Origin of the sequence: Variovorax sp. RTB1, from assembly GCF_035018765.1 — a bacterium.
GTDB lineage: Bacteria > Pseudomonadota > Gammaproteobacteria > Burkholderiales > Burkholderiaceae_C > Variovorax.
On the sequence record NZ_JASJXG010000048.1, the window covers coordinates 1 to 25,094 of the forward strand.

General features: G+C 65.2%; 28 protein-coding genes. 12 read left to right on the plus strand and 16 right to left on the minus strand.

Annotated features, from left to right (window positions below; genetic code table 11):
* Together QN397_RS21925 and QN397_RS21930 are read left to right on the plus strand one after the other, a co-directional pair.
* A partial coding sequence (locus QN397_RS21925; RefSeq protein ID WP_323501928.1) for a hypothetical protein occupies positions 1-1,232 on the plus strand: 1,232 nt, incomplete at its 5' end.
* 4 nt (positions 1,233-1,236) lie between these two features.
* Positions 1,237-1,956 carry a hypothetical protein gene (locus QN397_RS21930; RefSeq protein WP_323498073.1) on the plus strand — a complete coding sequence of 240 codons (720 nt, stop codon included), beginning with the start codon at positions 1,237-1,239 and terminating at the stop codon, positions 1,954-1,956.
* Here QN397_RS21930 and QN397_RS26785 read toward each other — a convergent pair.
* From QN397_RS26785 to QN397_RS26790, 5 genes are all read right to left on the minus strand, one after another.
* Entirely contained in the window at positions 1,851-2,093 is a 243-nt protein-coding gene (locus tag QN397_RS26785; protein ID WP_416352206.1) for a putative toxin-antitoxin system toxin component, PIN family, read from the minus strand. The two genes, QN397_RS21930 and QN397_RS26785, sit on opposite strands and share 106 nt — an antisense overlap.
* Before the next feature lies 1 nt (position 2,094).
* Positions 2,095-2,235 (minus strand): hypothetical protein, encoded by a 141-nt coding sequence (locus QN397_RS21935; RefSeq protein ID WP_323498074.1) that lies wholly within the window; start codon positions 2,233-2,235, stop codon positions 2,095-2,097.
* Positions 2,236-2,415: 180 nt separating this feature from the next.
* Positions 2,416-2,751, minus strand: a complete 336-nt coding sequence (locus QN397_RS21940) for a hypothetical protein (protein WP_323498075.1) — start codon at positions 2,749-2,751, stop codon at positions 2,416-2,418.
* Between the two features lie 107 nt (positions 2,752-2,858).
* Positions 2,859-3,731 carry a flagellar type III secretion system pore protein FliP gene (gene fliP, locus QN397_RS21945; protein ID WP_323498077.1) on the minus strand — a complete coding sequence of 291 codons (873 nt, stop codon included), beginning with the start codon at positions 3,729-3,731 and terminating at the stop codon, positions 2,859-2,861.
* The gene (locus QN397_RS26790) at positions 3,728-4,042 is read right to left on the minus strand and encodes a flagellar biosynthetic protein FliO (protein WP_416352207.1); all 315 of its coding nucleotides are present in this window, start codon (positions 4,040-4,042) and stop codon (positions 3,728-3,730) included. Before QN397_RS26790 ends, fliP begins: the two co-directional genes overlap by 4 nt.
* Here QN397_RS26790 and QN397_RS21950 point away from each other — a divergent pair.
* Complete coding sequence (locus QN397_RS21950) at positions 4,018-4,233, plus strand: hypothetical protein (RefSeq protein ID WP_323501929.1); 216 nt, start codon at positions 4,018-4,020, stop codon at positions 4,231-4,233. The two genes, QN397_RS26790 and QN397_RS21950, sit on opposite strands and share 25 nt — an antisense overlap.
* 121 nt (positions 4,234-4,354) lie before the next feature.
* Here QN397_RS21950 and QN397_RS21955 read toward each other — a convergent pair whose 3' ends face one another.
* From QN397_RS21955 to QN397_RS21970, 4 genes are all read right to left on the minus strand, one after another.
* Positions 4,355-5,125, minus strand: coding sequence for a haloacid dehalogenase type II (locus QN397_RS21955; RefSeq protein WP_323498078.1), 771 nt, complete (start codon positions 5,123-5,125; stop codon positions 4,355-4,357).
* Positions 5,122-5,772, minus strand: a complete 651-nt coding sequence (gene eda / locus QN397_RS21960; protein ID WP_323498079.1) for a bifunctional 4-hydroxy-2-oxoglutarate aldolase/2-dehydro-3-deoxy-phosphogluconate aldolase — start codon at positions 5,770-5,772, stop codon at positions 5,122-5,124. Before eda ends, QN397_RS21955 begins: the two co-directional genes overlap by 4 nt.
* A complete protein-coding gene (gene edd, locus QN397_RS21965; RefSeq protein WP_323498080.1) occupies positions 5,763-7,601 on the minus strand; it encodes a phosphogluconate dehydratase in 1,839 nt (612 codons plus the stop codon). The genes eda and edd overlap by 10 nt, the downstream gene beginning before the upstream one ends.
* A 98-nt stretch (positions 7,602-7,699) precedes the next feature.
* Positions 7,700-8,266: an OmpA family protein gene (locus tag QN397_RS21970; protein WP_323498082.1), complete on the minus strand. Its 567-nt coding sequence runs from the start codon at positions 8,264-8,266 to the stop codon at positions 7,700-7,702.
* 42 nt (positions 8,267-8,308) lie between these two features.
* Between QN397_RS21970 and QN397_RS21975 the strand changes: the two genes are divergently transcribed.
* Both QN397_RS21975 and QN397_RS21980 read left to right on the plus strand, forming a co-directional pair.
* Entirely contained in the window at positions 8,309-9,037 is a 729-nt protein-coding gene (locus QN397_RS21975) for a gamma-glutamylcyclotransferase (protein ID WP_323498083.1), read from the plus strand.
* 107 nt (positions 9,038-9,144) lie between these two features.
* Positions 9,145-9,615, plus strand: a complete 471-nt coding sequence (locus QN397_RS21980; RefSeq protein ID WP_323498139.1) for a superoxide dismutase family protein — start codon at positions 9,145-9,147, stop codon at positions 9,613-9,615.
* Here the strand turns inward: QN397_RS21980 and QN397_RS21985 are convergent.
* Positions 9,612-10,193, minus strand: a complete 582-nt coding sequence (locus QN397_RS21985; protein WP_323498084.1) for a nucleotidyltransferase family protein — start codon at positions 10,191-10,193, stop codon at positions 9,612-9,614. The genes QN397_RS21980 and QN397_RS21985 overlap by 4 nt on opposite strands.
* Positions 10,194-10,208: 15 nt before the next feature.
* Here QN397_RS21985 and pdxH point away from each other — a divergent pair, with 15 nt between their 5' ends.
* Positions 10,209-10,889: a pyridoxamine 5'-phosphate oxidase gene (pdxH, locus tag QN397_RS21990; RefSeq protein WP_416352208.1), complete on the plus strand. Its 681-nt coding sequence runs from the start codon at positions 10,209-10,211 to the stop codon at positions 10,887-10,889.
* 40 nt (positions 10,890-10,929) lie between these two features.
* Here the strand turns inward: pdxH and QN397_RS21995 are convergent, their stop codons facing one another.
* The 3 genes from QN397_RS21995 to QN397_RS22005 form a co-directional block, all read right to left on the minus strand.
* Positions 10,930-11,289, minus strand: coding sequence for a hypothetical protein (locus QN397_RS21995; protein ID WP_323498085.1), 360 nt, complete (start codon positions 11,287-11,289; stop codon positions 10,930-10,932).
* A gap of 103 nt (positions 11,290-11,392) precedes the next feature.
* The gene (locus QN397_RS22000; RefSeq protein WP_323498086.1) at positions 11,393-12,340 is read right to left on the minus strand and encodes an AEC family transporter; all 948 of its coding nucleotides are present in this window, start codon (positions 12,338-12,340) and stop codon (positions 11,393-11,395) included.
* Positions 12,341-12,356: 16 nt separating this feature from the next.
* Positions 12,357-14,105, minus strand: coding sequence for an IlvD/Edd family dehydratase (locus tag QN397_RS22005; RefSeq protein WP_323498087.1), 1,749 nt, complete (start codon positions 14,103-14,105; stop codon positions 12,357-12,359).
* 85 nt (positions 14,106-14,190) lie between these two features.
* Between QN397_RS22005 and QN397_RS22010 the strand changes: the two genes are divergently transcribed.
* A complete protein-coding gene (locus QN397_RS22010; RefSeq protein ID WP_323498088.1) occupies positions 14,191-15,648 on the plus strand; it encodes an MFS transporter in 1,458 nt (485 codons plus the stop codon).
* Positions 15,649-15,657: 9 nt separating this feature from the next.
* On the opposite strand, the gene QN397_RS22015 is transcribed toward QN397_RS22010, so the two are convergent.
* The 3 genes from QN397_RS22015 to msrA form a co-directional block, all read right to left on the minus strand.
* Positions 15,658-17,751, minus strand: a complete 2,094-nt coding sequence (locus tag QN397_RS22015) for a TonB-dependent receptor (RefSeq protein WP_323498089.1) — start codon at positions 17,749-17,751, stop codon at positions 15,658-15,660.
* Positions 17,752-17,841: 90 nt separating this feature from the next.
* Positions 17,842-18,276, minus strand: a complete 435-nt coding sequence (locus QN397_RS22020; protein WP_323498090.1) for a hypothetical protein — start codon at positions 18,274-18,276, stop codon at positions 17,842-17,844.
* Positions 18,277-18,307: 31 nt separating this feature from the next.
* Entirely contained in the window at positions 18,308-18,874 is a 567-nt protein-coding gene (gene msrA, locus QN397_RS22025) for a peptide-methionine (S)-S-oxide reductase MsrA (protein WP_323498092.1), read from the minus strand.
* 87 nt (positions 18,875-18,961) lie between these two features.
* Between msrA and QN397_RS22030 the strand changes: the two genes are divergently transcribed.
* The 5 genes from QN397_RS22030 to QN397_RS22050 are packed head-to-tail and all read left to right on the plus strand — an operon-like array spanning position 18,962 to position 25,093.
* Positions 18,962-19,639, plus strand: a complete 678-nt coding sequence (locus tag QN397_RS22030) for a TetR/AcrR family transcriptional regulator (RefSeq protein WP_323498093.1) — start codon at positions 18,962-18,964, stop codon at positions 19,637-19,639.
* Positions 19,636-20,787: an efflux RND transporter periplasmic adaptor subunit gene (locus QN397_RS22035; protein WP_323498094.1), complete on the plus strand. Its 1,152-nt coding sequence runs from the start codon at positions 19,636-19,638 to the stop codon at positions 20,785-20,787. The genes QN397_RS22030 and QN397_RS22035 overlap by 4 nt, the downstream gene beginning before the upstream one ends.
* Before the next feature lie 5 nt (positions 20,788-20,792).
* Positions 20,793-24,032, plus strand: a complete 3,240-nt coding sequence (locus QN397_RS22040; RefSeq protein WP_323498095.1) for an efflux RND transporter permease subunit — start codon at positions 20,793-20,795, stop codon at positions 24,030-24,032.
* A gap of 22 nt (positions 24,033-24,054) precedes the next feature.
* On the plus strand, positions 24,055-24,732 hold the full coding sequence (locus tag QN397_RS22045; RefSeq protein ID WP_323498141.1) for a protein-L-isoaspartate O-methyltransferase: 678 nt from the start codon (positions 24,055-24,057) through the stop codon (positions 24,730-24,732).
* A 22-nt stretch (positions 24,733-24,754) separates the two neighbouring features.
* Complete coding sequence (locus QN397_RS22050; RefSeq protein WP_323498096.1) at positions 24,755-25,093, plus strand: rhodanese-like domain-containing protein; 339 nt, start codon at positions 24,755-24,757, stop codon at positions 25,091-25,093.
* The last annotated feature ends 1 nt before the right edge of the window (position 25,094 follow it).

Consider the following 25,094-nt stretch of genomic DNA (forward strand, 5'->3'; position numbering starts at 1 on the left):
GTGCCACGGTGGCGGTGATGCGGGGGGGACGCGTGAGTGCAACACAGATTGCTGCGGACGCCTTTGGCAATGCATTGGGCGGCAGCCTCGCAGGGGCCAACGGACAGCAAGCCCAGGGCGTCGGGCCTTGGTCGGATGCGGACTACCGCAACGGCTCGGATATTCAGGACGACAACTACAACCCGGCGTACGAAAGCAGCTATCGCAATGGGTCTGACCTTCAGAGCGACAACGTCTACTACGACCGCATGACGCATCGGGCGTTGGCCAGCGGCGGGCCGACCATCAGCGATTCGGCAACCAATGCCGAGGTCATGGCGTACAACATGCGCCAGCGCGAGTATGGGCCTGATTGGAAGATGACGCCTGTCGCAGACACGGGAGCAGTCAAGCCCGCCATTGACGACGATCGCGATCCGACCAGCAAGAACTATCGCAATGAAATGGATCGGGCGAGTGATGCCGCCAAGAAGCCCACGGTGATCGACAGTACCAAGCAGGTGTACACGCTGGAAAACTTGGCGGGCATGCCGAGTTGGAAAATCCAAGGCGCAGGCGACCCCGAACTCGCTTCGGCCATGACCAAGATGCAGGGCGAGCGCGACAAGGCAACGGGTGAATGGATCCCTTACGACCAAAGCAAAACGGGTGATGTCTTGGCAACGGTTGTGCGGGTGCGCGGCATCGACGCAGATCGAGCTGCGAGTGACTACCAGACCATGTTGGACCTTCGCAACGATGCAGAAAGAGCTGCCTTGGCGGCAGGGCAAAAAACTGGTTCCTTCGATGAACTGAACAAAAACGAGCACCGCGTCCCCCTTCTGTCCATGAGCGCTGCCAACGGCCTTCCCGACAACAGCGCGCACATGGCCTCCATCGAGCAGTTGCGCTTCGGCAAGATGGTGGGCGATGCGCTGGGTGGGTTAGATCCGGTCTTCGGCGCCTTGCTCAGCCCGACGGGCGGCATACCCGGTGCGGGCAATGTGCGAGTCACCTCCGCATCGGCCCTCGCTGCCGCGGGTGGCATCGAAGTGGTGACCAACCACGGCATTGCGCACGACGCTGCGGGCTACCTGCTCAATTACCAGGGCATGGGCCCTGGCTACCAGTACGTGCCGGGCAACTCGGGCTTGTTCTTCTCCACCAAGAATCCGTTGGGCGGGCAAGTCTCCGGCTTGACGCTGTATAACAATGTGCGCCTGTACGGCACGCCTACGGCGCCAGGAAGGTGAGCACATGGGTTCAATCAATCGACGCGAGAGCCTGCTACTTCTGGCTGGTGGCCTGAGCGGTTGTACTGCCATCACGACAACAAACAGCCAAGCGCAATCCAAGATGGTGGTGGACGATGGCACTTCCGAAATCACGCCCGTCTATGTGATGACTCACAACGAGAGTCAGTCCAGCACCTTCGTGCGGGCTGACTTCTACTTCTACGACGCAAAGAAAGACGTGGAGCTTCGCCCGGGCGCCTCCATCAAGGTCAACGGCATCGAGTTGCAACGCGACCCGAAAGAGCTGGTCTCATACATCGGCAACATCCCCGTGCCGCATGATCTACTGACCTTCGAGTTCACGCGCACTCCCAGCAAGATCATCAAGCACAGCTTTGCGCTGCCGGAACTTGAAGTCGTGGAGGTGCCGAAGCTATACCGCGTAGGCGAGAAGCTGACGATTGCCATAAAACGCCGCCCGCCACGGGCCGGGGTGGCAAGCGATACGTATAACTTGGACCTCCGGGGCAATGGCCGCTATACCTTTGCGGAGGAATCTTCGGACGGTTCTCGCATCGTGTTCAGGCCCATCCTTAAAAATGTTGGCTTCCCCAGCGGCCCCGCCACAGCCTATATCTACCGCCAGCAACGCACGCCGCTCAGAGATTTATCGAGCGACCTGCAAACAGGCTGGGCTGTGGCGTCGAGGTCGCGGGACTTCACGATAGAGGTTGTGAACTGATCCTGCAGTTCGGCCAGCAGCGCGGGAGAGGTGTAGAGCTCGATGTCGCCTTCGGTGGCGGCGCGGATCAGCTTGTAGGGCTCGCTACCCCAGATCAGCGCGGAGATGACGATGTTGGTGTCCAGGACGAGCTTCACGTCACTGGGTGCCGTGTGGTGGCTTGGGTTGCTCGCCCTGACGGGCGCGGCGCTCGGCGCGCGAGGCCTGGATCTCGGCGTCGACCTCTTCTTCGGTCATCGGCTCGATGTTGGCGGCGTGCAGGCGTTCGGCCACTTGCATGAGTCGGCGTCCGGCCTGGCGGCACATGGCTTCTTCCAGCAGCCGCTGGATGGCGTCGTCGGTCAGAAAGCCTTCGCTGCGCCTCGGGTTCTAGAGGATGGGCGATGATTGTTAGGCAACTATGGACAAAAATCTCAAGGCCGCCAATGTCGGAGCAGGCCATGCGTGACATGCTTACCTTTAAAGAGCCTTGATGTAGTCGGCCACCCAGCTATGGCCGACCGTCATGTAGACGCCATGTTTCCGGTTGAACAAAGCCTCGATTTCGCGACAACTCCGACCGTGTGATGCAAGGTAGATCACCTCCCTGCATGCCCACTCTGGCTTGCTGCGCCAATGTGCGAAGCGCGACGTCGTCTTGTCGGGACTGTCGCTGGCAAGGATCGCCGCCCTGCGCGGATGATGACGCCTTGGCTTACGGGCGCGGCGGCGGTATGCGCAGTGGAACCAACAGGCGCAGGCCCACGCGGTATCGATGAACGCCAGCGCCAGACAGGATGCAAGAAGGATCAGCATCGCAGTTCATCGGACGCAGGGTCGACTCGTTTAGTCTGCCCTTGCCGACCCGAAGCTCGATCAACCACGGTTGGTTGTCATTGGCCTCGACGCTGCGACAGCGGCGCTCAATGGAAACTGCCGACCAGCCCCTTCAGCAGCAAGCTCCATCCATCGATCAGAATGAAGATCAGTATCTTGATTGGCAGCGCGATGGTGGTGGGCGGCATCATCATCATCCCGAGTGCCATCAGCACACTCGAGACGATCAGGTCGATCAGCAGGAACGGTAGAAATACGACGAAGCCGATCTGAAAAGCGGCGCGCAGTTCGGACAGCATGAAGGCCGGCACCAGCTGCACGTTGCCGATGTCCGCCATGCTGGAGGGTGTGGGCGCCTTGGACAGTTCGACCATCAATGCGAGGTCTTCTTCCCGTGTTTGTCGCACCATGAAGTCGCGCAGCGGGAGCACGCCTTTTTCATAGCCGGCCTGCATGCCCACCTCCCCGGCCATGAAGGGCTGGAAAGCGTCGTCGTTGATCTTCTGCAACACCGGCGACATGGTGAACAGCGTCAGGAAGAGCGCGATGCCGATCAGCACCGTGTTGGGTGGCGTCTCGTTCATGCCGATCGCGTGCCGCAGCATCGACAGCACGATGATGATGCGCATAAAGCTGGTGAGGCACACCACCAGCGCCGGCAGCACGGCCAACACCGTCAGGCCGAGCACGATGCGTAACGCTTGCGAGGTCTCGTCGGCTGGCGTCGTCGACATACCGGGTGATGAGCCCGAGCGAATGCCCAAGGAAGACAGCGCGGGCACGGCCAGCGCCGTGGCCGCAGGCTTAGCGCTGCGTGGCGCAGTCGCAGGTGCGGCGGAGCGCGCTAACGACTCGGCGACGGGCAAGGCGCGAGGCTCGAGTGCCGCACGCGCCCACGGGCTCAGCAGCAGCATCGCAAGCAGTGCGAGGCCGGTCAAGAAATCGCGCAGGGCCTTCATGCGTCGCCACTCCGGTCAGCAGGCATCGACGCATCCGCCAGCGGGCCCGTGCCGGCACCAGGCTTGGGTGTGCTCTCGGCCAACAGCGCGATGGTCTGGTCGCTGCAACCGATAAGCAGGATTTGGCCTTCCCATTGAACGACGTGGACGCTGTGGCGCGGTGTGAGGCGGGTGGTCCCGATCAGTTCGATGGCATCCGATCCCCGTGGACCTACGAAGCGTCGCCATCCCGTTTTTTTGCTGGCGTGAAGGGCTTGGACTCTGCCCCTTCCCAAGCTTCGGGCCCATGGACCACGCACAGCGAGCACCACGATGCCAAGTCGATGCTGGTGGTGGCGTCGGGGTGGCGTCTTGCGCTGCAATGTGGAACGAATCGAGCAGGATGCTCGCCGCCAGCACCGCGCTGCTCGTCGTGCGCGCGGTGCGCGGTCGACAGGTCGATGTCTGGCTCATCGAACGCCGAACTGCCAAGGTACCTGCGTCGTCACTCATGTGCACCTAGCCTCATGGGCAATGGCAGTTCGGACAGCCGCACTGCAAACTTGCCGCCAACCGCTACCAGATGGCTGATCCAGCGCAAGGAAGACGCTAGCGGCGGCGGGTTGCGCTGAAGCTCCAGCGGCTCAACAGCCCAGCAAATCAGCCAGCGCGCCGATGTCTCGCGCGTGCAGCGAGTTGTCGGGCTGCGCTGAAACGTCCTTGGGCCGCGCCGCGCCGAACTCGTTCGGACGCTCGATGTACCCGGTCTTCAGGCCGCAGGCGCGCGCCGCGGCCAGGTCGTCGTGGTGCGCCGCCGCGAGCATCACATGCCCGGGAACGACATCGAACACCGCCGCCACGCCGAGGTAGGTGCGCGGGTCGGGCTTGTAGGCCTTGAAGACTTCGGCCGAAAGCACGCAGTCCCAGGGCAATCCTGCCCCCTTCGCCATTTCGGTCAGCAAGCCGATGTTGCCGTTCGACAGCGTGCAGATGATGTACTTCTTCTTCAGCCGCGTGAGGCCCGCGACTGCGTCGGGCCACGCTGGCAAGCGGTGCCAGGCTCGGTTCAACTCGCGACGGAGGGCCGGGTCGACATCGGTCTGGCCGAAGTCCCGCAGCACGCCTTCGAGGATGCTCATGTGCAATTCGTCGAGCAGAGTGAAGCCACCGGTACCACCCCCATGACCGACGTCGCTCGCCATGCGCTCCATCACGCTCTTCATCGCCGGCTGGTAGCCCGCGCGCCACGCCAGCGCGAACGCGCCACCATCGACACCCGGCAGCAAGCGCTCGGCCTCGGCAGCGATACCGCTGTGCCAGTCGACCACGGTGCCGAAGACATCGAAAGCGATGACCTTCAGATCGGCCAACTCCGCACCTCCGCTCTGACCGGAACCTGCCAGAGCGGCGGTCATGCCGCCGAGCGTGCCAGCGTGGTGGCGGCGCGCGCCAATTGTTCGATCAATGCCCAATTGCCTTCGCGAATCGCCTCGGCCGGCACGATCCACGAACCGCCGACGCAAGCCACGTTCGACAGCGCCAGAAACTCCGCCGCATTGCCCGCGTGGATGCCGCCGGTCGGGCAGAAGGTGACGTCGCCGAACGGGCCTTGCCACGCCTTCAGCATCGGCAAGCCACCTGCCTGAAGCGCCGGGAAAAACTTGAGCTGGGTGTACCCGTCTTCCTGCGCCGTCATGATTTCGCTGCCGGTCGCGACGCCGGGCAGCAAAGGCAAGCCCAGGTCGCGACAGGCCTTGCCGACCGACCGCGTGTAGCCAGGGCTCACGCCGAACCTGGCACCCGCAAGCGCCGACGCCTGTGCATCGGCGGCACTTCGAATGGTGCCGGCACCCGCCACCGCTTCAGGCACGTCCTTGGCGATGGCTTCGATGCATTGCAGCGCCTGCGGCGTGCGCAGCGTGACCTCCAGCATGCGGATGCCGCCGGCCACCAGTGCACGCGCCAGCGGGATGGCGTCTTTGACATCGTGCAGCACGATGACCGGAATGACCGGTGCGTCGCGCATCACGTCGAGGGCGGTGAGTTTGTCTGTTACAGCCATGAGCAGGCTCCTTCTTCAGCAGTCAAAGCATTGCGCCGCATGCCGGCGAACAATTCACGGCCCAGGCCGTGACCGTCGGCGGTGCGTTGCGCATCGGAAAGCGTCGCGACTTCGCGCTCGGCCCATTCGTCGTCGGGCAGCAGCACGGCCAGTGTGCCTGCGACCGCATCGAGCCGGATCAAGTCGCCATCGCGCACCTTGGCGATCGGACCACCGGCGGCTGCTTCGGGCGACACATGGATGGCCGCCGGCACCTTGCCCGAGGCGCCGCTCATGCGACCGTCGGTGACCAGTGCGACCTTGAATCCCTTGCCTTGCAGCACCGACAGCGGCGGCGTCAGCTTGTGCAGCTCGGGCATGCCATTGGCCTTTGGGCCTTGCCAGCGCACGACGCAGATCACGTCGCGATCGAGTTCGCCGGCAGTGAAGGCCTGCTGCAATGCGGCCTGCGAATCGAACACGCGCGCCGGCGCTTCGACGACATGCCGGTCATCGGACACTGCCGACACCTTGATCACGCTCCGGCCGAGGTTGCCGTTCAACAACTTCAAGCCGCCAGTAGCGCTGAAAGGTGCGCCGACCGGCCGCGCGACCGCATCGTTTTTGGAGGGTGCCGCCGCGCTCCATGACAGCTTGTGTTCGCCATCGGCCAGCGTCGGGATGTTCGCGAACTCGCGTATGCCGCCGGAGCGCACGGTGAGCACGTCGGCGTGCATGAGTCCGCCATCGACGAGCTCGCCGATGACGAAGCCGGGGCCGCCGGCGGCCTGGAATTCATTGACGTCGGCGCTGCCGTTCGGATAGACGCGTGTCAACAGCGGAATCACGTCGGAGAGCCGGGAAAAGTCGTCCCAGTCGATCACGATGCCGGCGGAACGCGCTACCGCGACCCAGTGGATCAGGTGGTTGGTCGAACCGCCGGTCGCGAGCAAGGCGGCCATGGCGTTGACGATGCAACGCTCGTCCACCATGACGCCGATCGGCGGCGTGGCGAACGCAGCGGCCCCGGTGTCGCCAGCACGGCCGAGCACCGTGCGAACCGCCTCGCGCGTGAGCGTTTCGCGCATCGCATCGCCGGGCTGGATGAACGCCGTGCCGGGCACGTGCAGGCCCATGGCTTCGAGCAGCATCTGGTTGCTGTTGGCGGTGCCGTAGAAGGTGCAGGTACCGACCGAGTGATAGGCCGCCATCTCGGCCTCCATCAGCCCCTTGCGCCCGACCAGCCCCTGCGCAGCCTGCTCCCGCACTTTCGACTTCGCGGTGTTCGACATGCCAGACGCCATTGGTCCCGCCGGCACGAAGACCGTCGGCAAGTGGCCGAAGTGCAGCGCGCCGATCAACAGGCCGGGCACGATCTTGTCGCACACGCCGAGCAGCAGCGCGCAATCGAACATGTCGTGGGTCAGCGCAACCGCGGTGCTCATCGCGATGAGGTCGCGACTGAACAGGCTCAGTTCCATGCCGGGCGTGCCCTGCGTTACGCCGTCGCACATGGCCGGCACGCCGCCCGCCACCTGCGCCGTGGCGCCCAGCTTGCGGGCTTCGTTCTTGATGATGTCCGGGTAGGTCTGGTACGGCGCGTGGGCCGACAGCATGTCGTTATAAGCCGTGACGATGCCGATGTTGGGTGCGCGCTCGGTCACCACCCTGAACTTGTCGTTGGCCGGGATGCCGGCGACCGCATGGGCCACATTGGCGCACCCCATGCGTTCGGCGCCGCGATCGCGGTCGCGGGTCTCGGTGAGTCGCTGTAGATAGGCCGTGCGCGTGGCCTTGCTGCGCTCCCGGATGCGGTCGGTGACCTCGGTGACAGTGGTATGCGTCGTCATGAGTTTCATCGCAATGGGGAAAACTCATGGTACCAAGAGCCAATGAAAAAGCCCGGTATCGCCGGGCTTGATGTCGATAGGATTTTGCGCGGTGGCGGCTAGTCGACCAGCTTGACCTCGACCCGGCGCGCTTCGGCGTTGTTGCCCGAGCCCGCCGTCTCGCCCGGCTTTTGCAGATCGACCTTGGCGGCCGGCACGCCCAGCCCGGTCAGCACGTCGCGAACCATCTCCGCGCGCTTCTTGGCGAGTTGCTCGTTGACGGCGGCATCGCCCGTGGTGTCGTGGTAGCCGGAAATCACCGCCTTGCGACCGCCCTGCACGCCCTTGATGACCGCAGCCAGTGCCTCGGCGGCGCCCGGTGCCAGATCGGCGCTGCCGGTGGCGAAGTAGAAGGCGACCACACCGTCGGCGCCGACGTTGACGCTGGCGCCGTCGGGGATCGTCACCGTCACGGTCTCGGTGACAACCGCGATGGGCGGCACTGCAGCTGCGGCAGGCGCCACCATCGCCGCGACAGGCGCGCCGCCCGATTTAGCCGGTTTGGCGCTGTGCCCCTTGTGCCAGATCACGATGCCGACCAGCAGGAAGATGACGAGTGCGATGAGTCCAAAGAGCAGGCCGAGAATCAGGTTTTGCAGGCTGTCGTCGTCGGCGCTGGATGCCATGGGTCTGTCTCCATAGGAAAGGGGGCGGTAAATAATGGTGCGGTGAACCATGACCCTGAAATTGTAGTTGGCAACCCCGGCCCTCCCGGACTCGACCCGCTGCCACGACCGTTGCGCGACCCCAAGCCGATGCTCGATCGCGTGATCCACGAATGGGGCGGGCGCCAGGATTTCTGGGTGTATGGCTATGGCTCGCTGATCTGGCGACCCGACTTCGACTTTGCGGAGCGCCGACCGGCCCGTGTGCACGGCTGGCATCGGGCGCTGAAGATGTGGAGCCGCGTAAACCGCGGCACGCCGGAAAACCCCGGCCTGGTGTTCGGCCTGCTGTCGGGCGGCAGTTGTCGCGGCATGGCGTTTCGCATCCCGCAGTCGGATGCGCTCGAAACACTGGGCCGCCTCTGGCTGCGCGAGATGCCGACGGGTGTCTACGACCCGCGCTGGCTCGATTGCGTAACGCCTGGCGGCACAGTGCGCGCGCTGGCTTTCACGCTGTCTCGCCGCAGCCCCAACTTCACCGGCGAGCTGAGCGACGCGCGCTATCGCGAGATCTTTTCCAGTGCGGTAGGGCGCTACGGCAGCTCGCTCGACTATGCGCAGCAGACCTTGCAGGAACTGCAGCGCCACGCCATCCACGATGCGGCATTGGCCCGTCTGATCAAGCTCGCTGCAGAAGAAGTCGCGGCCGGCACCGATGGCGGCGGGGCGGCAATGCGGCTATACAACGAGTCACCTTCCAATTCCTCCAATTCCGACCAGGAACCTTCATGAATCTTCGCTTCGCCTGTATTTCATCCGCAGTACGGCCCTCCGTACGCTCTTGCGCCGTGTGGTCGCTCTCGATCAGCACGGCGGTCGTGCTCACGGCTTGCGGGAGCATGGGTGGCAACAGGCCCGGCGCGGTCGCCAACCTGGTGCCGACTGCCGCCATCAACCCCAACCCGACGATGGGCACGGTGGTGTTCAGCACGCTCGATCACGGCGTGCGCATCAAGGGCGAAGTGCGCGGACTGGCGCCGGGAAGCGAGCACGGCTTCCACATCCATGAAAAGGGCGACTGCGCCAACAACGGAGATGCATCGGGAGGACATTTCAACCCGACCGGCGTCACGCATGGAAAGTTCGGCGCACCGGGCAGCCACGCAGGCGAGCTGCCGAGCCTGGTGGCGGATGCTGCAGGCGTCGCCCGCTTCTCGGTCGACGACCACTCGCTGTCGATGACCGAAGGCGCCGACAACAACGTCGTCGGCCGTGCCTTGATCGTGCATCGCGATCGCGACGACTTCACGACGCAGCCGTCCGGCAACTCGGGACCGCGCATCGCCTGCGCGATCGTCACGCGCAGCTAGCCGGCGCGGCGTGCGAGCAGCAGGCGTTCGGCTTGCGCCAGCGCGTCGGGCGTATCGACGTCGGTGACGATGCCGATGTCTTCGACTTCCACATCGACCACTGCCCCCGCCGCGCGCAGTGCTCGCAGCACGGGCGCCGCGCCAAGGTTGCCTTCGAGTGCCGAGAGTTGCGCGAAGCACGCCGCAGCGAAGCCGACCGGATGGCCGCGCTCGCCACGAAAGCGCGGTTGTGCCGCGTGCACCGCTGCCGACAACGCAGCCGCCACTGCACGCAGCGTCGTCGATTGCACCAGCGGCAGATCGCCCGGCAGGATCAACCAGCCGGCCGCATCGCTGGTAGCGCGCACTGCGGCCGCGATCGAATCGCCCATGCCCGGATGACCGACGTCTTCCAGATGCCAGGGCAGCCCGCTGGCGCGAACCGCGTCGAGCGTGTGCGCCAGCACGGGCTGCCCTGCCAGTGCGGATTGCAGCTTGGAGCCGACACCACCGGCCGCGCGGAAGCGCTCGCCACGCCCGGACGCCAGCACGATCACGGTGGGGAGGCGATCCGGGGGAAGCGACGCGAGGAAGGTCATCGCCCGCCAGTATCCATGCGCGCAGACAGCTTGCGCAACAATGCCGGCATGACCTCGCCCAACGCCGACCTCGCCTCACTTCGCAAAAGCTACGAGCGTGCCGAACTCGACGAAACCCACAGTGCCGGCGAGCCGCTGATGCAGTTCGAGCGCTGGCTCGCCGAGGCAATCGATTCGAAGGTGCCGGAGCCGAATGCGATGACGCTGGCCACCGTCGGAGGCGACCTGAGGCCATCGACCCGCATCGTGCTCATCAAGGGCTACGACGCGCGTGGCATCGTCTGGTACACCAATTACCAGAGTCGCAAGGGCCAGGAGATCGCTGGCAATCCGTATGCGGCGCTGCAGTTTCACTGGGTCGAGCTGGAGCGCGTCGTGCGCATCGAAGGCACCGTCGAAAAAATCAGCGCCGAAGAGAGCGACGCGTACTTCGCCAGTCGGCCGCTCGACTCGCGTATCGGGGCCTGGGCCAGCCCGCAAAGCGAAGTGATCAGCGGCCGTGATGTCCTTGTCAAGAACGCGGCGCTCGCTGCCGCCAAACATTTGCTCTCGCCTCCGCGCCCGCCGCATTGGGGCGGCTATCGGCTGGTGCCCGAGCAATGGGAGTTCTGGCAAGGCCGCCGCAGCCGGCTGCACGACCGCCTGCGCTATCGTCGCCAGCCGGACGCGTGGGTGCGAGAACGGCTCGCGCCTTGAACGCCCGGTGAGCAACCGGTAAACCGGTAAGCGGCCAGCCTTACGGGCACTGCTTTTTCAGGAATTCGTTTTCTTCGACCGTCACCGGTTCACCGAGTGCGGTGCGCATCGTGATGTCACTGCAACGCGGTGGCCTGGCAGGCTGGGTTTTGCGTTCGGTGGCCGTCCCCTTCTGAACCGACGGGCGGGCAGCGACCTTGGGCTCGTCGCGCTTCGGCGCTTCACGTGACGGCGGTGCGGCGCTCGAGAGACACGGCGTTCGACAGGGCGCATCCGGTGGCGTTGGCCGTACCGGGTTATCGGCCGCGGCCGCGGCCACGCAGCCGATGGCGCCGAGCCACACGCCCGCCCCCATCAGCCCGGTTCGAATCAAGGTCGAAACCGATCGTTCGACGCCCATCAAGATGCACCCGATCTCACATTGACCGCCACTGTAGGTTGACCGCGCTGCGGCGCCACTTCCACAAACGGCCAGCTTGCCGAAAGACATAGGCGCCTTCTCCTCAGAGCCGCCCGACCAGCGCCATCACCAGCGACAGCGTCACCAACGCGAGCCCGGTCGACACCACCACACTGGCCGTCACCAGCTCTTCCGCCGTCTTGTAGCGTTGCGAGAACAGGAACACGTTGGCGCCGATCGGCAACGCCGCAGCAACCACCATCACGGTCAATGGCAAGCCGCGCAAGCCGAACAACAGCCCGAGCCCCGCCACCAGCGCCGGATGCACGATGTTCTTGATGGTCGCCTGCACCAGCGCGCCACGCCAGTGCATGCCGACAGGCGTCAGCGCCAGCGTGATGCCGACCATCACCAGCGCGACCGGACTGAACGCAGCGCCGAGCAGCGCGATGGGCGTGTCGATGGCCGCGGGCAGGGTGAGACCGGTCTGCGCCCACAACAGGCCCGCGATGATCGGCAGCGGCACCGGATGAATGACAGCGTTGAAGAGCGCCCGACCCACCGTGTGCGCCATCGAGCGACGCTCGGCACCGCTGATCGTCGCGTGCTCGTGCGCCACCGCGAGTTCGAGCACGATGGTCGCGCTGGTCATTAACACCAGCGAGTGCAACGAGATCAACGTGAGCAGCACCACCATGCCTTCGGGTCCGTAGGCCAAGCCGATCAGCGCGATACCGATCATCACGGTGTTGCTGTAGGTGTTGGCCAGCGCGAGCACCGCCGCCGTGCGATTGAAACCGCGCCACACCAGCGTGCCCGCGAAGATCAGCCCCGCACCGACGAAGTACGCAGCCACCGGCCGCAGGCTGAGCTGCTCGACATGCACGGTACTCATCGCGCGGAACAACAGCGCCGGGGCCAGCAACAGAAAGATCAGGTTCGAAAGATCCTTGACCGACGCAGCGCCGACCCAGCGCCGCTTGCCTGCCATGTAGCCGCAGGCGATCAGCAGGACGACGGGCAGCAGCGAGGAGAAGACGGAGGCGTTCACTGGAAACAGTCAGGCGTTATCGCGGCACCTTGCCCATCATCTTCGGCGCGCGCAGGAAGTCGAAATCGACGCCCTGGTCGGCCTGCGTCACGCTCTGCAAGAAGAGCTTCTTGTAGCCGCGCGCAGCGGTCGGCTCGATCACCGGCGACGCTGCCGCGCGCCGCGCCAACTCTTCGTCGGACACCAGCAATGCGATCTCGCGGTTCGTCACGCTCAGGCGAATGCGGTCGCCGTTTTGCACATAAGCCAGCGGCCCGCCGATGGCCGATTCCGGCGTGACGTGCAGCACGATGGTGCCGAAGGCGGTGCCGCTCATGCGCCCATCGGATATGCGCACGATGTCCTTCACGCCAGCGCGCGCCAGCTTGCGCGGGATCGGGATGTAGCCGGCTTCGGGCATGCCGGGAGCACCCTTGGGGCCGATGTTCTTCAGCACCAGGATGTCTTCTGCAGTGACGTCCAGATCGTCGCGATCGATGCGCGTCACCAGGTCTTCGATGTTCTCGAACACCACCGCCCTGCCCTCGTGCTCCATCAGCTTGGGGTCGGCTGCCGACTGCTTGATGATCGCGCCGCCGGGCGCCAGGTTGCCGCGCAACACGGCGATACCGCCTTGCGGATAGATCGGGTTGCGCGCACTGCGCACCACGTCTTGCTTGAAGCCGGGACCTGAGCGCTCGATCTCTTCGCCCAGCGTGCGGCCGGTCACGGTCATTGCATCGAGCTTGAGCAACGGCTTGAGTTCGCGCAGCAGCGTCGCCATGCCACCGGCGTGATGAAAGTCTTCCATGTAGTGCTGGCCCGAAGGCTTCAGGTCGAGCAGCACCGGCGTCTCGCGGCCCATGCGGTCGAGCGCCGCCAGGTCGATCTCCAGCCCCATGCGGCCAGCGATGGCGGTCAGGTGGACGATGCCGTTGGTCGAGCCGCCGATGGCGAGCAATACGCGCATCGCGTTCTCGAAGGCATCGGGCGTCAGCACCTTGTCGATGGTCAGCCCGTCGCGTGCCATCTGAACCGCCTGCGCGCCGGTCTGCTCGGCGATGCGAATGCGGTCGGCCGTGACGGCCGGTGGCGAGGCGCCCCCAGGCATCGTCATGCCCAGGGCTTCGGCGATGCAGGCCATGGTGCTGGCCGTGCCCATCACCGAGCAGGTGCCGACGCTGGCGACCAGCTGATCGTTGACGTCCGCGATCTCTTCGGCATCGACCTCTTCGGCGCGGTACTTGCCCCAGTAGCGACGGCAGTCGGTGCAGGCACCGACGCGCTCGCCACGATGGCTGCCGGTCAGCATCGAGCCGGTGATGAGCTGGATCGACGGGATGTTGGCCGATGCCGCGCCCATCAACTGCGCCGGCACGGTCTTGTCGCAGCCGCCGATCAGCACCACCGCGTCCATCGGCTGAGCGCGCACCATCTCCTCGGTGTCCATCGACATCAGATTGCGCAGGTACATGCTGGTCGGCGCGGCAAAGCTCTCGTGTACCGATATGGTCGGGAAGTCCATCGGCAGGCCGCCCGCCAGCATCACGCCGCGCTTGACCGCTTCGATCAGCTGCGGTGCATTGCCGTGGCACGGGTTGTAGGCGCTGCCGGTGTTGGTGATGCCGATCACCGGGCGGTCGAGCGCGGCATCGGTGAAGCCCGCGCCCTTGATGAAGGCCTTGCGCAGGAACAGCGAAAAGCCCTGGTCGCCGTAGCTGGTCAGGCCTTTGCGCATGCCGCTGTTGTCGGGCGGATCGGTGGGTTCGAATGGAGAAGCGGACATCGTGGGAGTGCCTTAAGGAATCTGGTGCCGAGGTTAAAGCGCTTTTCGGGTCGAGGCGCTTTCGGATGGCTATGCTCGGTCACTCATGATTTCGCCCCCTTCCGAGAGTCCGGCGCCGGACGTCAGTCCCGCCGACAACGCCCGCCGCGGCCGCCTCATCGCATTTCTCGTCGCCGCGGCCTTCTTCATGGAGAACCTCGATGCGACCGTCATCACGACGGCGGTGCCCGCCATGGCGCAGAGCTTCGGCGTGTTGCCGGTGAACCTGTCGATCGGCATCAGCGCCTACCTGCTGGCGCTGGCGGTGTTCATCCCGATGAGCGGCTGGGTGGCCGACCGCTTCGGTCCGCGCTCCGTCTTTGCCGGCGCGGTGCTGCTGTTCACGCTGGCCTCGGTGGCATGCGGCATGGCACAGAGCCTGCCGGTGTTCGTGGCCGCGCGCATCGTGCAGGGCATCGGCGGCGCGCTGATGGTGCCGGTGGGCCGGCTGGTGGTATTGCGCAGCACGCCCAAGAGCGGCCTGGTCAAAGCCATCGCGACGATCACCTGGCCCGGCCTGGCGGCGCCGGTGCTCGGGCCGCCGCTGGGCGGCTGGATCGCCAGCACCTGGAGCTGGCACTGGATCTTCTTTTTGAACGTGCCGCTCGGTGCGATCGCGATCGTGCTGGCGCTGCGCTGGATCGACGACGCGCCCGGCAAGCTGCGCCCGTTCGACTGGACCGGTTTCGCCGCCAGCGGGTTCGGCCTGGCGGCCCTGATGTACGGGCTGGAGCTGATGAGCCACACGCCCATCGACTGGCTCTTCGCCGGCGCGTTGGCGGCGGGTGGTGCGGCCTCGCTGGGCTTCGCGCTCTGGCACCTGCGGCGCACGGCGCATCCGCTGGTCGACCTGTCGGCCTTCGGCGTGCAGACCTTCAGGGTGTCGGTGTTCGGCGGATCGCTCTTTCGCATCGCGATCAGCAGCGCGCCGTTTTTGCTGCCGCTGATGTTTCAGCTGGCTTTTGGCTTCAGCATGGTCGCCTCGGGCTTCATGATGCTGGCGATGTTCGGCGGCAACCTCGGCATGAAGCCGGCCACCAGCTTCGTCATGCGGCGGCTGGGGTTTCGTGGCACGCTGCTCTTCAACGGCCTGTTGGTGGCGCTCGGTTTCGCGGCGCTCATGGCGTTTTCTGCCGACACGCCGGTCGCGGTCATGGCGGCGGTGCTGGTGTTAAGCGGCATGTGCCGGTCGATGCAGTTCACCGCCATCAACACGCTGGCCTTCTGCGACACCACGCCGGCGCAGACCAGCGGCGCGACCACGCTTTTCAGCATGTTCCAACAGGCAAGCGCAGGCGTCGGCATCGCGTTTGGAGCGATCGGGCTGAGCATCGCCGAGCGCTTTACCGGGCATGCCGGTGCGCCCGGCGTGCAGGACTTTCGCATCGCCTTCGGGCTCGTCACCGCGGTGGCGCTGCTGGCGCTGGTGGATGCGGTGGGCTTGCCGCGGGATGCGGGAAGCAGGGTGAGCGGGCACCCGGCTCCCGCATCCGCGAAAGCCTAGGCGCGGACGTCAGAACGTCGCGCGCAGCCCGACCTTCAACGTCCGTCCCGGCAACGGCGCATTGGGGTACACCGTCGTCGTCAGGATCGACGTCGCGCTGTACGCCAGCTTGTTGGTGATATTGTCGAGGCGCGCGTACCAGGTGAGGTTGGCGCGGTCGACTTTCATGCGGTACGTGAGCGCCGCATTCCACAAGGTGTAGGCGTCGGTCTCGCGGGCGCCCATTTCCGGCACGCGGTGCTGTGCGGCGTTGTAGTCGAAACCGACACGCGCACCCCACGGTCCGTTGCCATACGCCAGCGTGCCGCCGACGCGCACGGGTGCGATGCGCGGCAAGGGCTCGCCGGTGTCGGTATTGATCGCGCGAACCAAGTCACCACGCCATTCGAGATCGAGGGTCGAGCCGTCGTTCATCTTCGAGAAACCGTCGGTGCCCAGCAGCCGCAGATTGCCGTTGGCCTCGATGCCGGTGAAGCGCGCGCGCACGCCGTTGTAGGCGTACTCGGCGAGCGCATCCGGTGTGCCAGGCAAGGCCAATACGTTGCCATCTGCGTCGAGTTCGCGCCCGGTCGAGGTCAGGCCGATGTAGTTCTGGAAGCGCGTGACGTACGCATTGACGCGTGCCGTGTTCGGGCCCGACTTCCATTGCGCACCGATGTCCAGGCCGGTCGACTTCTCTTTCTTGAGCGATGGATCGCCGACCTCCCATGCGGCGGTCGCGACGTGCGGGCCGTTGGCGAAGAGCTCGTAGTCCTTCGGTGCACGCTCGGTGTACGCGAGGTTCGATGTCAGTTGCCACTGCGGTGCGAGATTGACCAGCGCCCCCAGTGCCGCACTGTGCGGGTTGAAGTCGCGCTCGCCGATCGCGAAGCGCGTCACGCTCGGGTCCTCCGGGTAGCCCAGCGACGTCACCTTCACTTGCTCGGCGCGCGCACCGAAGCTCAGGCGGCCCCACGACGTGCCCAGTTCTTCATGCAGAAAGATGGCGTTGGCCCGCGTGCGGCTGTTCGGCGCGAAGGCTTCTTCGCCATCGGCAGAGAAGCGGTTGCTCTCGCTGCTGAAGCCGATCAGGCCTTCGAAGTTGCCGATTTTCTGATGCTTGGCTTCGAGCCTGAAGTCGTTGCTCTTGTTGGCGAAGGTGGTGCCGGCCGTGGCACCTTCGAATTCCGTGTGGCGATAGTCCGTGTGGCTCAGCTTGGCGTGCACGCTGGTGAAGAAGCCACCCGGCCGCCACTCGCCTTCCAGCGCGTAGCGATCCGACTTCATGCCGATGGTCACGTCGTCTTCGGCCACGGTGCCGTAGGTGCTGCGGTAGGTGCTGGCGGAGGCACCGATCCAGACCTGGTCGAAGAACAGCGTGCCGCCGATGGCGCCACCATGCGCCTGGTTGGCCGAGTTGCAGATGCGGCGCGCCAGACCCGGTGAACCCGGCTTGCTGCATTGCAGTTCGATCGGCACCGAGACATCGCCCGACTCACGATCGAAGGCGTCGACGTGCAACACGTAGCGATCGTTGCCGCCTTCGAGGACGACGCCGCCGTTCTTCTCCCGGTTGCCGGTCGAATAGCCCAAGTCGGCCCGGCCGCCGAAGCTGCCCTCGGCATCGAAAGGTTCGGTCGGAATGCGGTTGTCGATGACGTTGACGACACCGCCGACCGCGCTGCCGCCGTACTGCAGTGCCGAGGGGCCGCGCAACACCTCGATGCGGTCGGTCACCAGTGCATCGACCGGCACCGCATGGTCGTAGCTCAGAGCCGACGCATCGGGCGCGCCGCCGCCGTTCTGCAGGATGCGGATGCGGTCGCCGTCCTGGCCACGGATGATCGGCCGGCTCGCGTTGGGGCCGAAGTAACTGCTGCTCACGCCGGGCAGCCCGTCGAGCGTTTCGCCGAGCGTGGACTGCGAACGCAGCAACAAGGCATCGCCTTTGAGCGAGGCGGTGGGTGCGATCGAATCCGTGGCGCCGAGCGGGTTGCCGGTGACGGTGATTTCCTGCAGCGTGGGCGCCGCGTTAGGGGTCGTTTCAGATTGCGCGTAGGCCGCCGAGGCGGCGAGCAAGGAGACAGCGGCGCCGATGGCGCCACGACGAAAAGAAGGGGTCATGAAATTGAGAAGCTCGTTGAATCGAAAGGAAGCCAGCAGGCGCACGCACGCTGAACGCGTGCGGCAGCCGCCGGAACCGAAAGCAGGGATTCAGCGAGAAGAAGGTGGACCGCGCGCTTGAAACAGCGCGACCCAGCGGGCGAGAACTTCGCCCTGAAAGAAGTCGAACGTGGCCGTCGGCAAGACCAACGGCAGAACGATCAAAGGTACGGCGATGGCCGCCGGCCCGTGGGAAAGCTGGTCGTACAAACGGCATTGCGCGTCGCCGTCCGCGTGATCGGCAAAGAGCGCTGCGAAGCCGGTGAAGTGAGCGGTGCGAACGGCCTTGGCGACGGACTGTCTTGCAACGGCTGAAGCAGCGGGAGCCTTCGTTGCCTCGTCAGTGGCCTGCGGCGCGCCCGGCACGTGCACCACGCCATGCACCAGCCCCATCGTCGACGCGAACCAAAGCGCTACCGCCAGCAAGACGGCGATAAGCGGGTTCGCGCTTAGGCGCGGCAAACGGGACAGACGCAGTAAATGCACAGGGATAAAAGTCAGAACTCGGCCGAAAGACTCAACCCTTCACCTTCGAAGCAAAGGTCTTCTGGAACTTCTCGACTTTAGGGCCGACCACGAAAGCGCAGTAGCCCTGGTTCGGGTTGTTCACGAAATACTCCTGGTGGTAAGCCTCGGCCGTCGAATAGTTCGCAAGCGGCTCGACCTCGGTCACCAAGGGCGAGCGGTAAGTCTTGCTCTCGCCGATTTCGCGAATCACGCCATCGGCCACCTGCTTTTGCGCATCGCTCGTGTAGTAGATGCCGCTGCGGTACTGCGTGCCGGCATCGTTGCCCTGGCGGTTCAGCGTCGTCGGGTCGTGGATGACGAAGAAGATCTCGAGGATCTCGCGCAGGCTGATCTGCGCGGTGTCGAAGACGACCTTGACCACTTCGACATTGCCGGTGCGCCCAGTGCAGACCTGCTCATACGTCGGGTTGATCGTCTGGCCGTTGCAGTAACCGGATTCGACGTCGACGACGCCTTGCACCCGGTCGAAGACCGCTTCGGTGCACCAGAAGCAGCCGCCGCCCAGCACGATGGTTTCGGTTTCGGTTTTGGTAGATGGGTCGATGGAGGTGGACATGGATGACATTGTGGCTTCTTGACGGTTTGAAGGGCGGTCACTACATTACTAACCCGTTAGTCATTAACGTTAATTTGCAATTTCTCGATGCCCTCTCCCCGCTTTTTCACCGACAAGATCTGCCCGATTCGGGGCAAGCGCGAGCGTCGGAAGGAAGCGCGACCGGGCGAACTGCTCGAAGCGGCACTCGACCTGTTCGTCGAAAAGGGCTTCGCCGCGACGAGATCCGAAGAAGTGGCGGCCCGCGCCGGTGTTTCCAAGGGCACCCTCTTCCTTTATTTTCCGAGCAAGGAAGAGCTCTTCAAAGCGGTCGTGGTCGAGAACCTGGCGGGCCGCTTCACCGAGTGGAACCAGGAGTTCAAAACCTTCGAGGGCAGCACCGCCGACATGTTGCGCTACTGCATGCGAATCTGGTGGGAGCGCGTCGGGGCGACCAAGGCGTCGGGCCTGACCAAGCTCATGGTGAGCGAGGGCAACAACTTTCCGGAGCTTGCCGCCTTCTACCGGCGAGAAGTCGTGCTGCCGGGCCACGACTTGCTGCGACGCATCCTGCAGCGCGGCATCGACAGCGGTGAGTTCGCGCCCGTCGATGTCGGGCTGGCGATCTACACCATCGTCGCGCCGATGATTTTCCTGATGCTGTCGAAGCACTCGAGCAGCATTTGCATCGACGGAGAAGTGCCTCTCGACCCTGAAAAGTACATCGCGCTGCAGGCCGAGACGGTGTTGCACGGGCTTTCCGCCACCCAGCGGAGCGCGCCATGAATCGCGGCATGAAGTGGGGAATTGCCACGCTTGCCATCGTGCTGGTCGCGGGCGGCGTGTTCCGCGCGATCGGTGCGCGCAAAGCTCAGACGGTGGCCGTCGCCGCAAAGGCGCCTTCGGAGACTGTCGTTCAGCTGGCCGCGGCCGATGTCGTCAGAGTCGCACGCCGCGAACTGGCGCAGACGCTTGCCGTGTCGGGCACCTTGCGCGCCGTCGATTCGGCCGCCGTCAAGGCGCGCGTTGCCGGCGAACTGACCGGCCTCACGGTACGCGAAGGCGACACGGTGACGGCCGGCCAGATCATCGGCCGCATCGAGCCGACCGAGTACGAATCGCGCTTGCGGCAAGCCCAGGAGCAGGCCGACTCGGCCAGCGCGCAGGCCGAGGTGGCTCAACGTTCGTACGACAACAACAAGGCGCTGGTCGACCAGGGATTCATCTCGAAGACCGCGCTCGACACCTCGCAATCGAACCTGAACGCGGCGCGCTCGACGCACCGGGCTGCGCTCGCGGCCGTCGACGTCACCCGCAAGTCCCTCACCGACACCGTGCTGCGCAGCCCGATCGCCGGCCAGGTCGCGCAACGGCTGGTGCAGTCCGGAGAGCGTGTCGCCATCGATGCGCGCGTGATCGAGGTGGTCGACCTGCGCAATATCGAAGTGGAGGCGACGCTGGCCGCGGCCGACTCGATCGCGGTGCGCGTCGGTCAGCGCGCGACGTTGCAGATCGAAGGCAGCGGCCTCGACGCTGCCGGCGCCGACAGCACGGTCGGGGCCACGGTGGCACGCGTCAACCCTAGCGCCCAGGCTGGCAGCCGCAGTGTGCTGGTCTACCTGCGGCTCGACCGCGCTACCGGGTTCAGGCAGGGCCTCTTCGCGCAAGGCCGCATCGACGTCGGGCGCAGTTCAGCGCTCGCGCTGCCACTGTCGGCTGTGCGCATCGACAAGCCGGCCCCGTACGTGCAGATGGTGGCCGACGGGCGCATCGTGCATCGCGCCGTGCAACCGGGAATGCGCGGCCAGGTCGACCGCCAGACGATGGTGGCGTTGACCGGCGTGGACGACGGCACCCTGGTTGTTGCCGGCACGATCGGCCCGCTGCGCGAAGGCACCTTGGTTCGCCTGGCGTCGGGCACCGCGCCGAACTGACCGACATGTGGTTCACCCGCGTCAGCCTCAGGAACCCCGTCTTCGCGACGATGCTGATGCTCGCGCTGGTGGTGCTCGGCATCTTTTCCTACCAGCGACTGCAGGTCGACCAGTTCCCCAACATCGATTTTCCGGTGGTCGTGATCACCACCGAATATCCCGGCGCCTCGCCTGAAATCGTCGAGAGCGAAGTCACCAAGAAGGTAGAAGAAGGCGTGAATTCGATCGCCGGCATCAACGCCCTCACCTCGCGCAGCTACGAGGGGATGTCGGTGGTCATCATCGAGTTCCAGTTGTATGTCGATGGACGCAAGGCGGCCGACGACGTGCGCGAAAAAGTCGCTGCGGTGCGTCCGCTGTTTCGCGACGAAGTGAAAGACCCGCGCGTGCTGCGCTTCGACCCGGCGTCGCGTGCGGTGTGGTCGGTCGCGGTGTTGCCGGACGGCGCCACCGGCAAACAACCCAGCGCTGTCGAACTCACCAACTGGGCCGACCAGGTGTTGAAGAAGCGGTTGGAAAACGTGCGCGGCGTCGGCTCGGTCACGCTCGTTGGCGGGACCAAGCGCGAGATCAACCTCTATCTCAATCCGCAGGCGATGGAGGCGTTCGGCGTCAGCACCGAGCAAGTCGTCAACGCGGTGAGGAACGAGAACCAGGCGCTGCCGGTCGGCTCGGTGCGTTCGCTCGAGCAAGACCGCGTGGTGCAGATCGACGCGCGCATGGAGCGGCCCGAAGACTTCGGCAAGATCATCGTGATGCGCAAGGGCGGTGCGCCGATCCGCATCGACCAGGTCGCACGGGTGAGCGATGGTGCACAGGAGATCGACAGCCTCGCGCTGTACAACGGCCAGCGCACGCTGCTGCTGTCGGTGCAAAAGGCGCAGGACGAAAACACCATAGGCGTGGTGGACGGCCTCGTTAAAGCCATTGCCGAGATCCAGCCGCAACTGCCGCCCGGCATCAGGCTCGAACCCATCGGCGATGCGGCACGGCCGATTCGGGTGGCGGTAGAGAACGTTCGTCAAACGCTGATCGAGGGCGCTCTGCTCACCGTGCTCATCGTCTTTTTGTTTTTGAACTCGTGGCGCTCGACGGTGATCACCGGGCTCACCTTGCCCATCGCGTTGATCGGCACCTTCTGGTTCATGGCGATGTTCGGTTTCACCATCAACATGATCACGTTGATGGCGCTGTCGTTGTGCGTCGGCTTGCTGATCGACGACGCGATCGTGGTGCGCGAGAACATCGTGCGGCACGTACAGATGGGCAAGACGCCGTTTCGCGCGGCGCTCGATGGCACGCAGGAAATCGGGCTCGCGGTGCTGGCCACTACGCTGTCGATCGTCGCCGTGTTCCTGCCGATCGGCTTCATGGGCGGGATCATCGGCAAGTTCTTCCATGAGTTCGGCATCACGATCGTCGCGGCGGTGCTGATCTCGATGTTCGTGAGTTTCACGCTCGATCCGATGCTGTCGAGCATCTGGCACGACCCGTCCATCGACAAGCAGGGCCGGCGCGGCCCGCCAGTGACTTTCTACGACCGCACCATCGGCCGTGTCACCGGCTGGTTCGATCGATCGACCGAGCGCCTGGCCGAGGGCTACCAGAGCATCTTGCGGTGGTCGCTCGGGCACAAGCTCACCACCCTGCTGATCGCACTCGGCATCTTCGTCGGCAGCATCTTCATGGTGCCGTTGCTCGGCACCGAGTTCGTGCCCAAGGCCGACTTCTCGGAAACTGCGATCGCGTTCTACACGCCGGTCGGCTCCTCGCTCGAAGTGACCGAAGCCAAGGCACGACAGGTCGAAGGCATCCTGCGCGAGATGCCCGAAGTGCGCTACACGCTCTCGACCATCAACACCGGCGACGCGCAGGGAAAGATGTACGCCAGCATCTACGTGCGGCTGGTCGATCGCAAAGCGCGCAGCCGCAGCGTCGACCAGATGTCGGCGGTGCTGCGTCAGCGCCTGAGTACGGTGCCGGGCATGACGGTCACGCACGTGGGGCTGCGCGATTCGGTCGGCGGCAACAAGGCGGTCGAGTTCTCGTTGCAAGGCCCGGATCTGCAGGAACTCACGCGCCTGAGCCAGACCGTGATGGAGCGCATCCGCACCATCCCCGGCCTGGTCGATCTCGACTCCAGCCAGAAGCCGAACAAGCCGACGGTGAGCGTCGTCGTGCGGCGCGATGCGGCATCCGACCTGGGCCTGGGCGTGGCACCGATCGCCAGCGCGCTGCGCACGCTGGTGGCCGGCACCACGGTCGGCAACTGGCGCGCGCCGGACGACCAGACCTACGACGTCAACGTGCGGCTCGCCCCTGAAGTGCGCAACTCGCCGGCCGACCTGGAGCGCCTGCCTTTCGTGACCGCCGCCGCCGGCAGCAACGCCGACGGATCCAGCCGCATCGTGCGACTCAACCAGGTCGCCGACGTGCGCGAATCGACCGGGCCGAACCAGATCAACCGCCGTGCACTGGCGCGCGAGGTGAGCGTCAACGCAAACACCGACGGCCGCTCGGCCGGCGAGGTGTCGAACGACGTCAAGGCCGCGCTGGCGGGCATCGCTTTCCCACCGGGCTACGGCTGGCAGTTCAGCGGCGCGACCAAGAACATGCAGGAGTCGTTTTCCTATGCCGTGTCTGCGCTGGCGCTCGCGATCATCTTCATCTACATGATCCTGGCGAGCCAGTTCAAGAGCTTCTTGCAGCCGCTGGCGCTGATGACCGCCCTGCCGCTCACGCTCATCGGCGTGGTGCTGGCGTTGCTGACGTTCCACTCGACGTTGTCGATGTTCTCGATCATCGGCATCGTGATGCTGATGGGGCTCGTCACCAAGAACGCGATTTTGCTGGTGGACTTCGCGATCCGCTCGCGTGCGCCGGGCGTCGATGCCGAAGGCCATGAAGTGCCCGGCCTGGAGCGCGCAGAAGCATTGCTGCTGGCCGCCCGCGTTCGGTTGCGGCCCATCCTCATGACCACGCTGGCCATGATCTTCGGCATGGTGCCACTGGCCTTCGCGATCAGCGAAGGCTCGGAGCAGCGCGCGCCGATGGGCCAGGCCGTGATCGGTGGCGTCATCACCTCCTCGCTGCTCACTCTGGTGGTGGTGCCGGTCGTGTACTGCTACATGGACGACCTTGCCGCCTGGGCGCGCCGCCGCTGGAGCGGCACGGTAGCGGACAAATCGGCAAAGACGGCACCGGCCCTGCCAGCCACGCCACCTAAAATCGAGGGTTTGCCCTGATCCCTCAAGGAAAAAACAGATGATGAATCCCACCCAGACGCAGGAGCGCTTGCGCTTCAACATGATCGAACAGCAGATCCGCCCCTGGGACGTGCTCGACCTCGAAATCCTCGACCTGCTCGCCACGATCCGGCGCGAAGACTATGTGCCGCGAGCGCACCGCGCCCTTGCCTTCTTCGACATGGAGATCCCGCTGCGTGACGGCTCCGTCGCCGGCCAGTTCATGCTGTCGCCGAAGGTCGAAGCCCGCATGCTGCAAGACCTGCACATTCAAAAGCACGAGTCGGTGCTGGAGATCGGCACCGGCTCCGGTTTCATGGCCGCGTTGCTGGCCCACCGCGCTGCGCAAGTGCTGACGCTCGAGATCGATGGCGAGCTGGCCGAAGCCGCCAAGACGACGCTCGCTCGCAACGGCATCACCAATGTCGAAGTGCGCCATACCGACGGATCGAAACCGCTGCCGAGCGGCCCGAGCTTCGACGTGATCGTGCTGAGCGGATCTGTGGCCCGCATGCCGCAGAACCTGCTGGGCTCGCTCAAGGTCGGCGGTCGCATAGCAGCCATCGTCGGCGACGAGCCGATGATGCGTGCCCATTTCGCCACCCGCGTGAGCGAAGGCAAGTGGGAAACGACACAGCCGTGGGACACCGTGGCACCACGCCTGCTCAACTTCCCCGAGCCTTCGCGCTTTTCTTTTTGAACCCGATCGAGGCGACCGACAAATGATCGACCAAGTACGCCCGTCTGATCTCGCTGCATGGTTCGCACAGAACGCGGACGCAACGCCGGTATTGCTCGACGTGCGCGAGCCATGGGAACTGCAAACCGCGAGCGTCGCGCCTCAAGGCTTCACGCTGCTGGCGATCCCGATGAACGAAGTGCCCGCGCGCCTGGCTGAACTCGACGAAGGCCAGCGCATCGCGTGCCTCTGCCATCACGGTGCACGCAGCCAGCGGGTGGCCGCCTTCCTGAGCCAGAGCGGCCTTGCCGAGGTGGCCAACGTGGCAGGCGGCATCGACGCCTGGTCGGCCCAGCACGACGCTGCCGTGCCGCGCTACTGAT

Coding starts and splice junctions, on each gene's coding strand:
- edd (WP_323498080.1), bottom strand. CDS start 7,601: ATGACGACGCATACCACTGTCACCGAGGTCACCGACCGCATCCGGGAG.
- QN397_RS22010 (WP_323498088.1), top strand. CDS start 14,191: ATGATTTCGCCCCCTTCCGAGAGTCCGGCGCCGGACGTCAGTCCCGCC.
- QN397_RS21950 (WP_323501929.1), top strand. CDS start 4,018: ATGGACCACGCACAGCGAGCACCACGATGCCAAGTCGATGCTGGTGGT.
- msrA (WP_323498092.1), bottom strand. CDS start 18,874: ATGTCCACCTCCATCGACCCATCTACCAAAACCGAAACCGAAACCATC.
- pdxH (WP_416352208.1), top strand. CDS start 10,209: ATGCGCGCAGACAGCTTGCGCAACAATGCCGGCATGACCTCGCCCAAC.
- QN397_RS21985 (WP_323498084.1), bottom strand. CDS start 10,193: ATGACCTTCCTCGCGTCGCTTCCCCCGGATCGCCTCCCCACCGTGATC.
- QN397_RS21980 (WP_323498139.1), top strand. CDS start 9,145: ATGGGTGGCAACAGGCCCGGCGCGGTCGCCAACCTGGTGCCGACTGCC.
- QN397_RS22030 (WP_323498093.1), top strand. CDS start 18,962: ATGCCCTCTCCCCGCTTTTTCACCGACAAGATCTGCCCGATTCGGGGC.
- QN397_RS22045 (WP_323498141.1), top strand. CDS start 24,055: ATGAATCCCACCCAGACGCAGGAGCGCTTGCGCTTCAACATGATCGAA.
- QN397_RS22005 (WP_323498087.1), bottom strand. CDS start 14,105: ATGTCCGCTTCTCCATTCGAACCCACCGATCCGCCCGACAACAGCGGC.
- QN397_RS21935 (WP_323498074.1), bottom strand. CDS start 2,235: ATGCAAGTGGCCGAACGCCTGCACGCCGCCAACATCGAGCCGATGACC.
- QN397_RS21940 (WP_323498075.1), bottom strand. CDS start 2,751: ATGCTGATCCTTCTTGCATCCTGTCTGGCGCTGGCGTTCATCGATACC.
- QN397_RS22050 (WP_323498096.1), top strand. CDS start 24,755: ATGATCGACCAAGTACGCCCGTCTGATCTCGCTGCATGGTTCGCACAG.
- QN397_RS21970 (WP_323498082.1), bottom strand. CDS start 8,266: ATGGCATCCAGCGCCGACGACGACAGCCTGCAAAACCTGATTCTCGGC.
- QN397_RS21930 (WP_323498073.1), top strand. CDS start 1,237: ATGGGTTCAATCAATCGACGCGAGAGCCTGCTACTTCTGGCTGGTGGC.
- QN397_RS22040 (WP_323498095.1), top strand. CDS start 20,793: ATGTGGTTCACCCGCGTCAGCCTCAGGAACCCCGTCTTCGCGACGATG.
- QN397_RS22035 (WP_323498094.1), top strand. CDS start 19,636: ATGAATCGCGGCATGAAGTGGGGAATTGCCACGCTTGCCATCGTGCTG.
- eda (WP_323498079.1), bottom strand. CDS start 5,772: ATGGCTGTAACAGACAAACTCACCGCCCTCGACGTGATGCGCGACGCA.
- QN397_RS21995 (WP_323498085.1), bottom strand. CDS start 11,289: ATGGGCGTCGAACGATCGGTTTCGACCTTGATTCGAACCGGGCTGATG.
- fliP (WP_323498077.1), bottom strand. CDS start 3,731: ATGAAGGCCCTGCGCGATTTCTTGACCGGCCTCGCACTGCTTGCGATG.
- QN397_RS22015 (WP_323498089.1), bottom strand. CDS start 17,751: ATGACCCCTTCTTTTCGTCGTGGCGCCATCGGCGCCGCTGTCTCCTTG.
- QN397_RS21955 (WP_323498078.1), bottom strand. CDS start 5,125: ATGACCGCCGCTCTGGCAGGTTCCGGTCAGAGCGGAGGTGCGGAGTTG.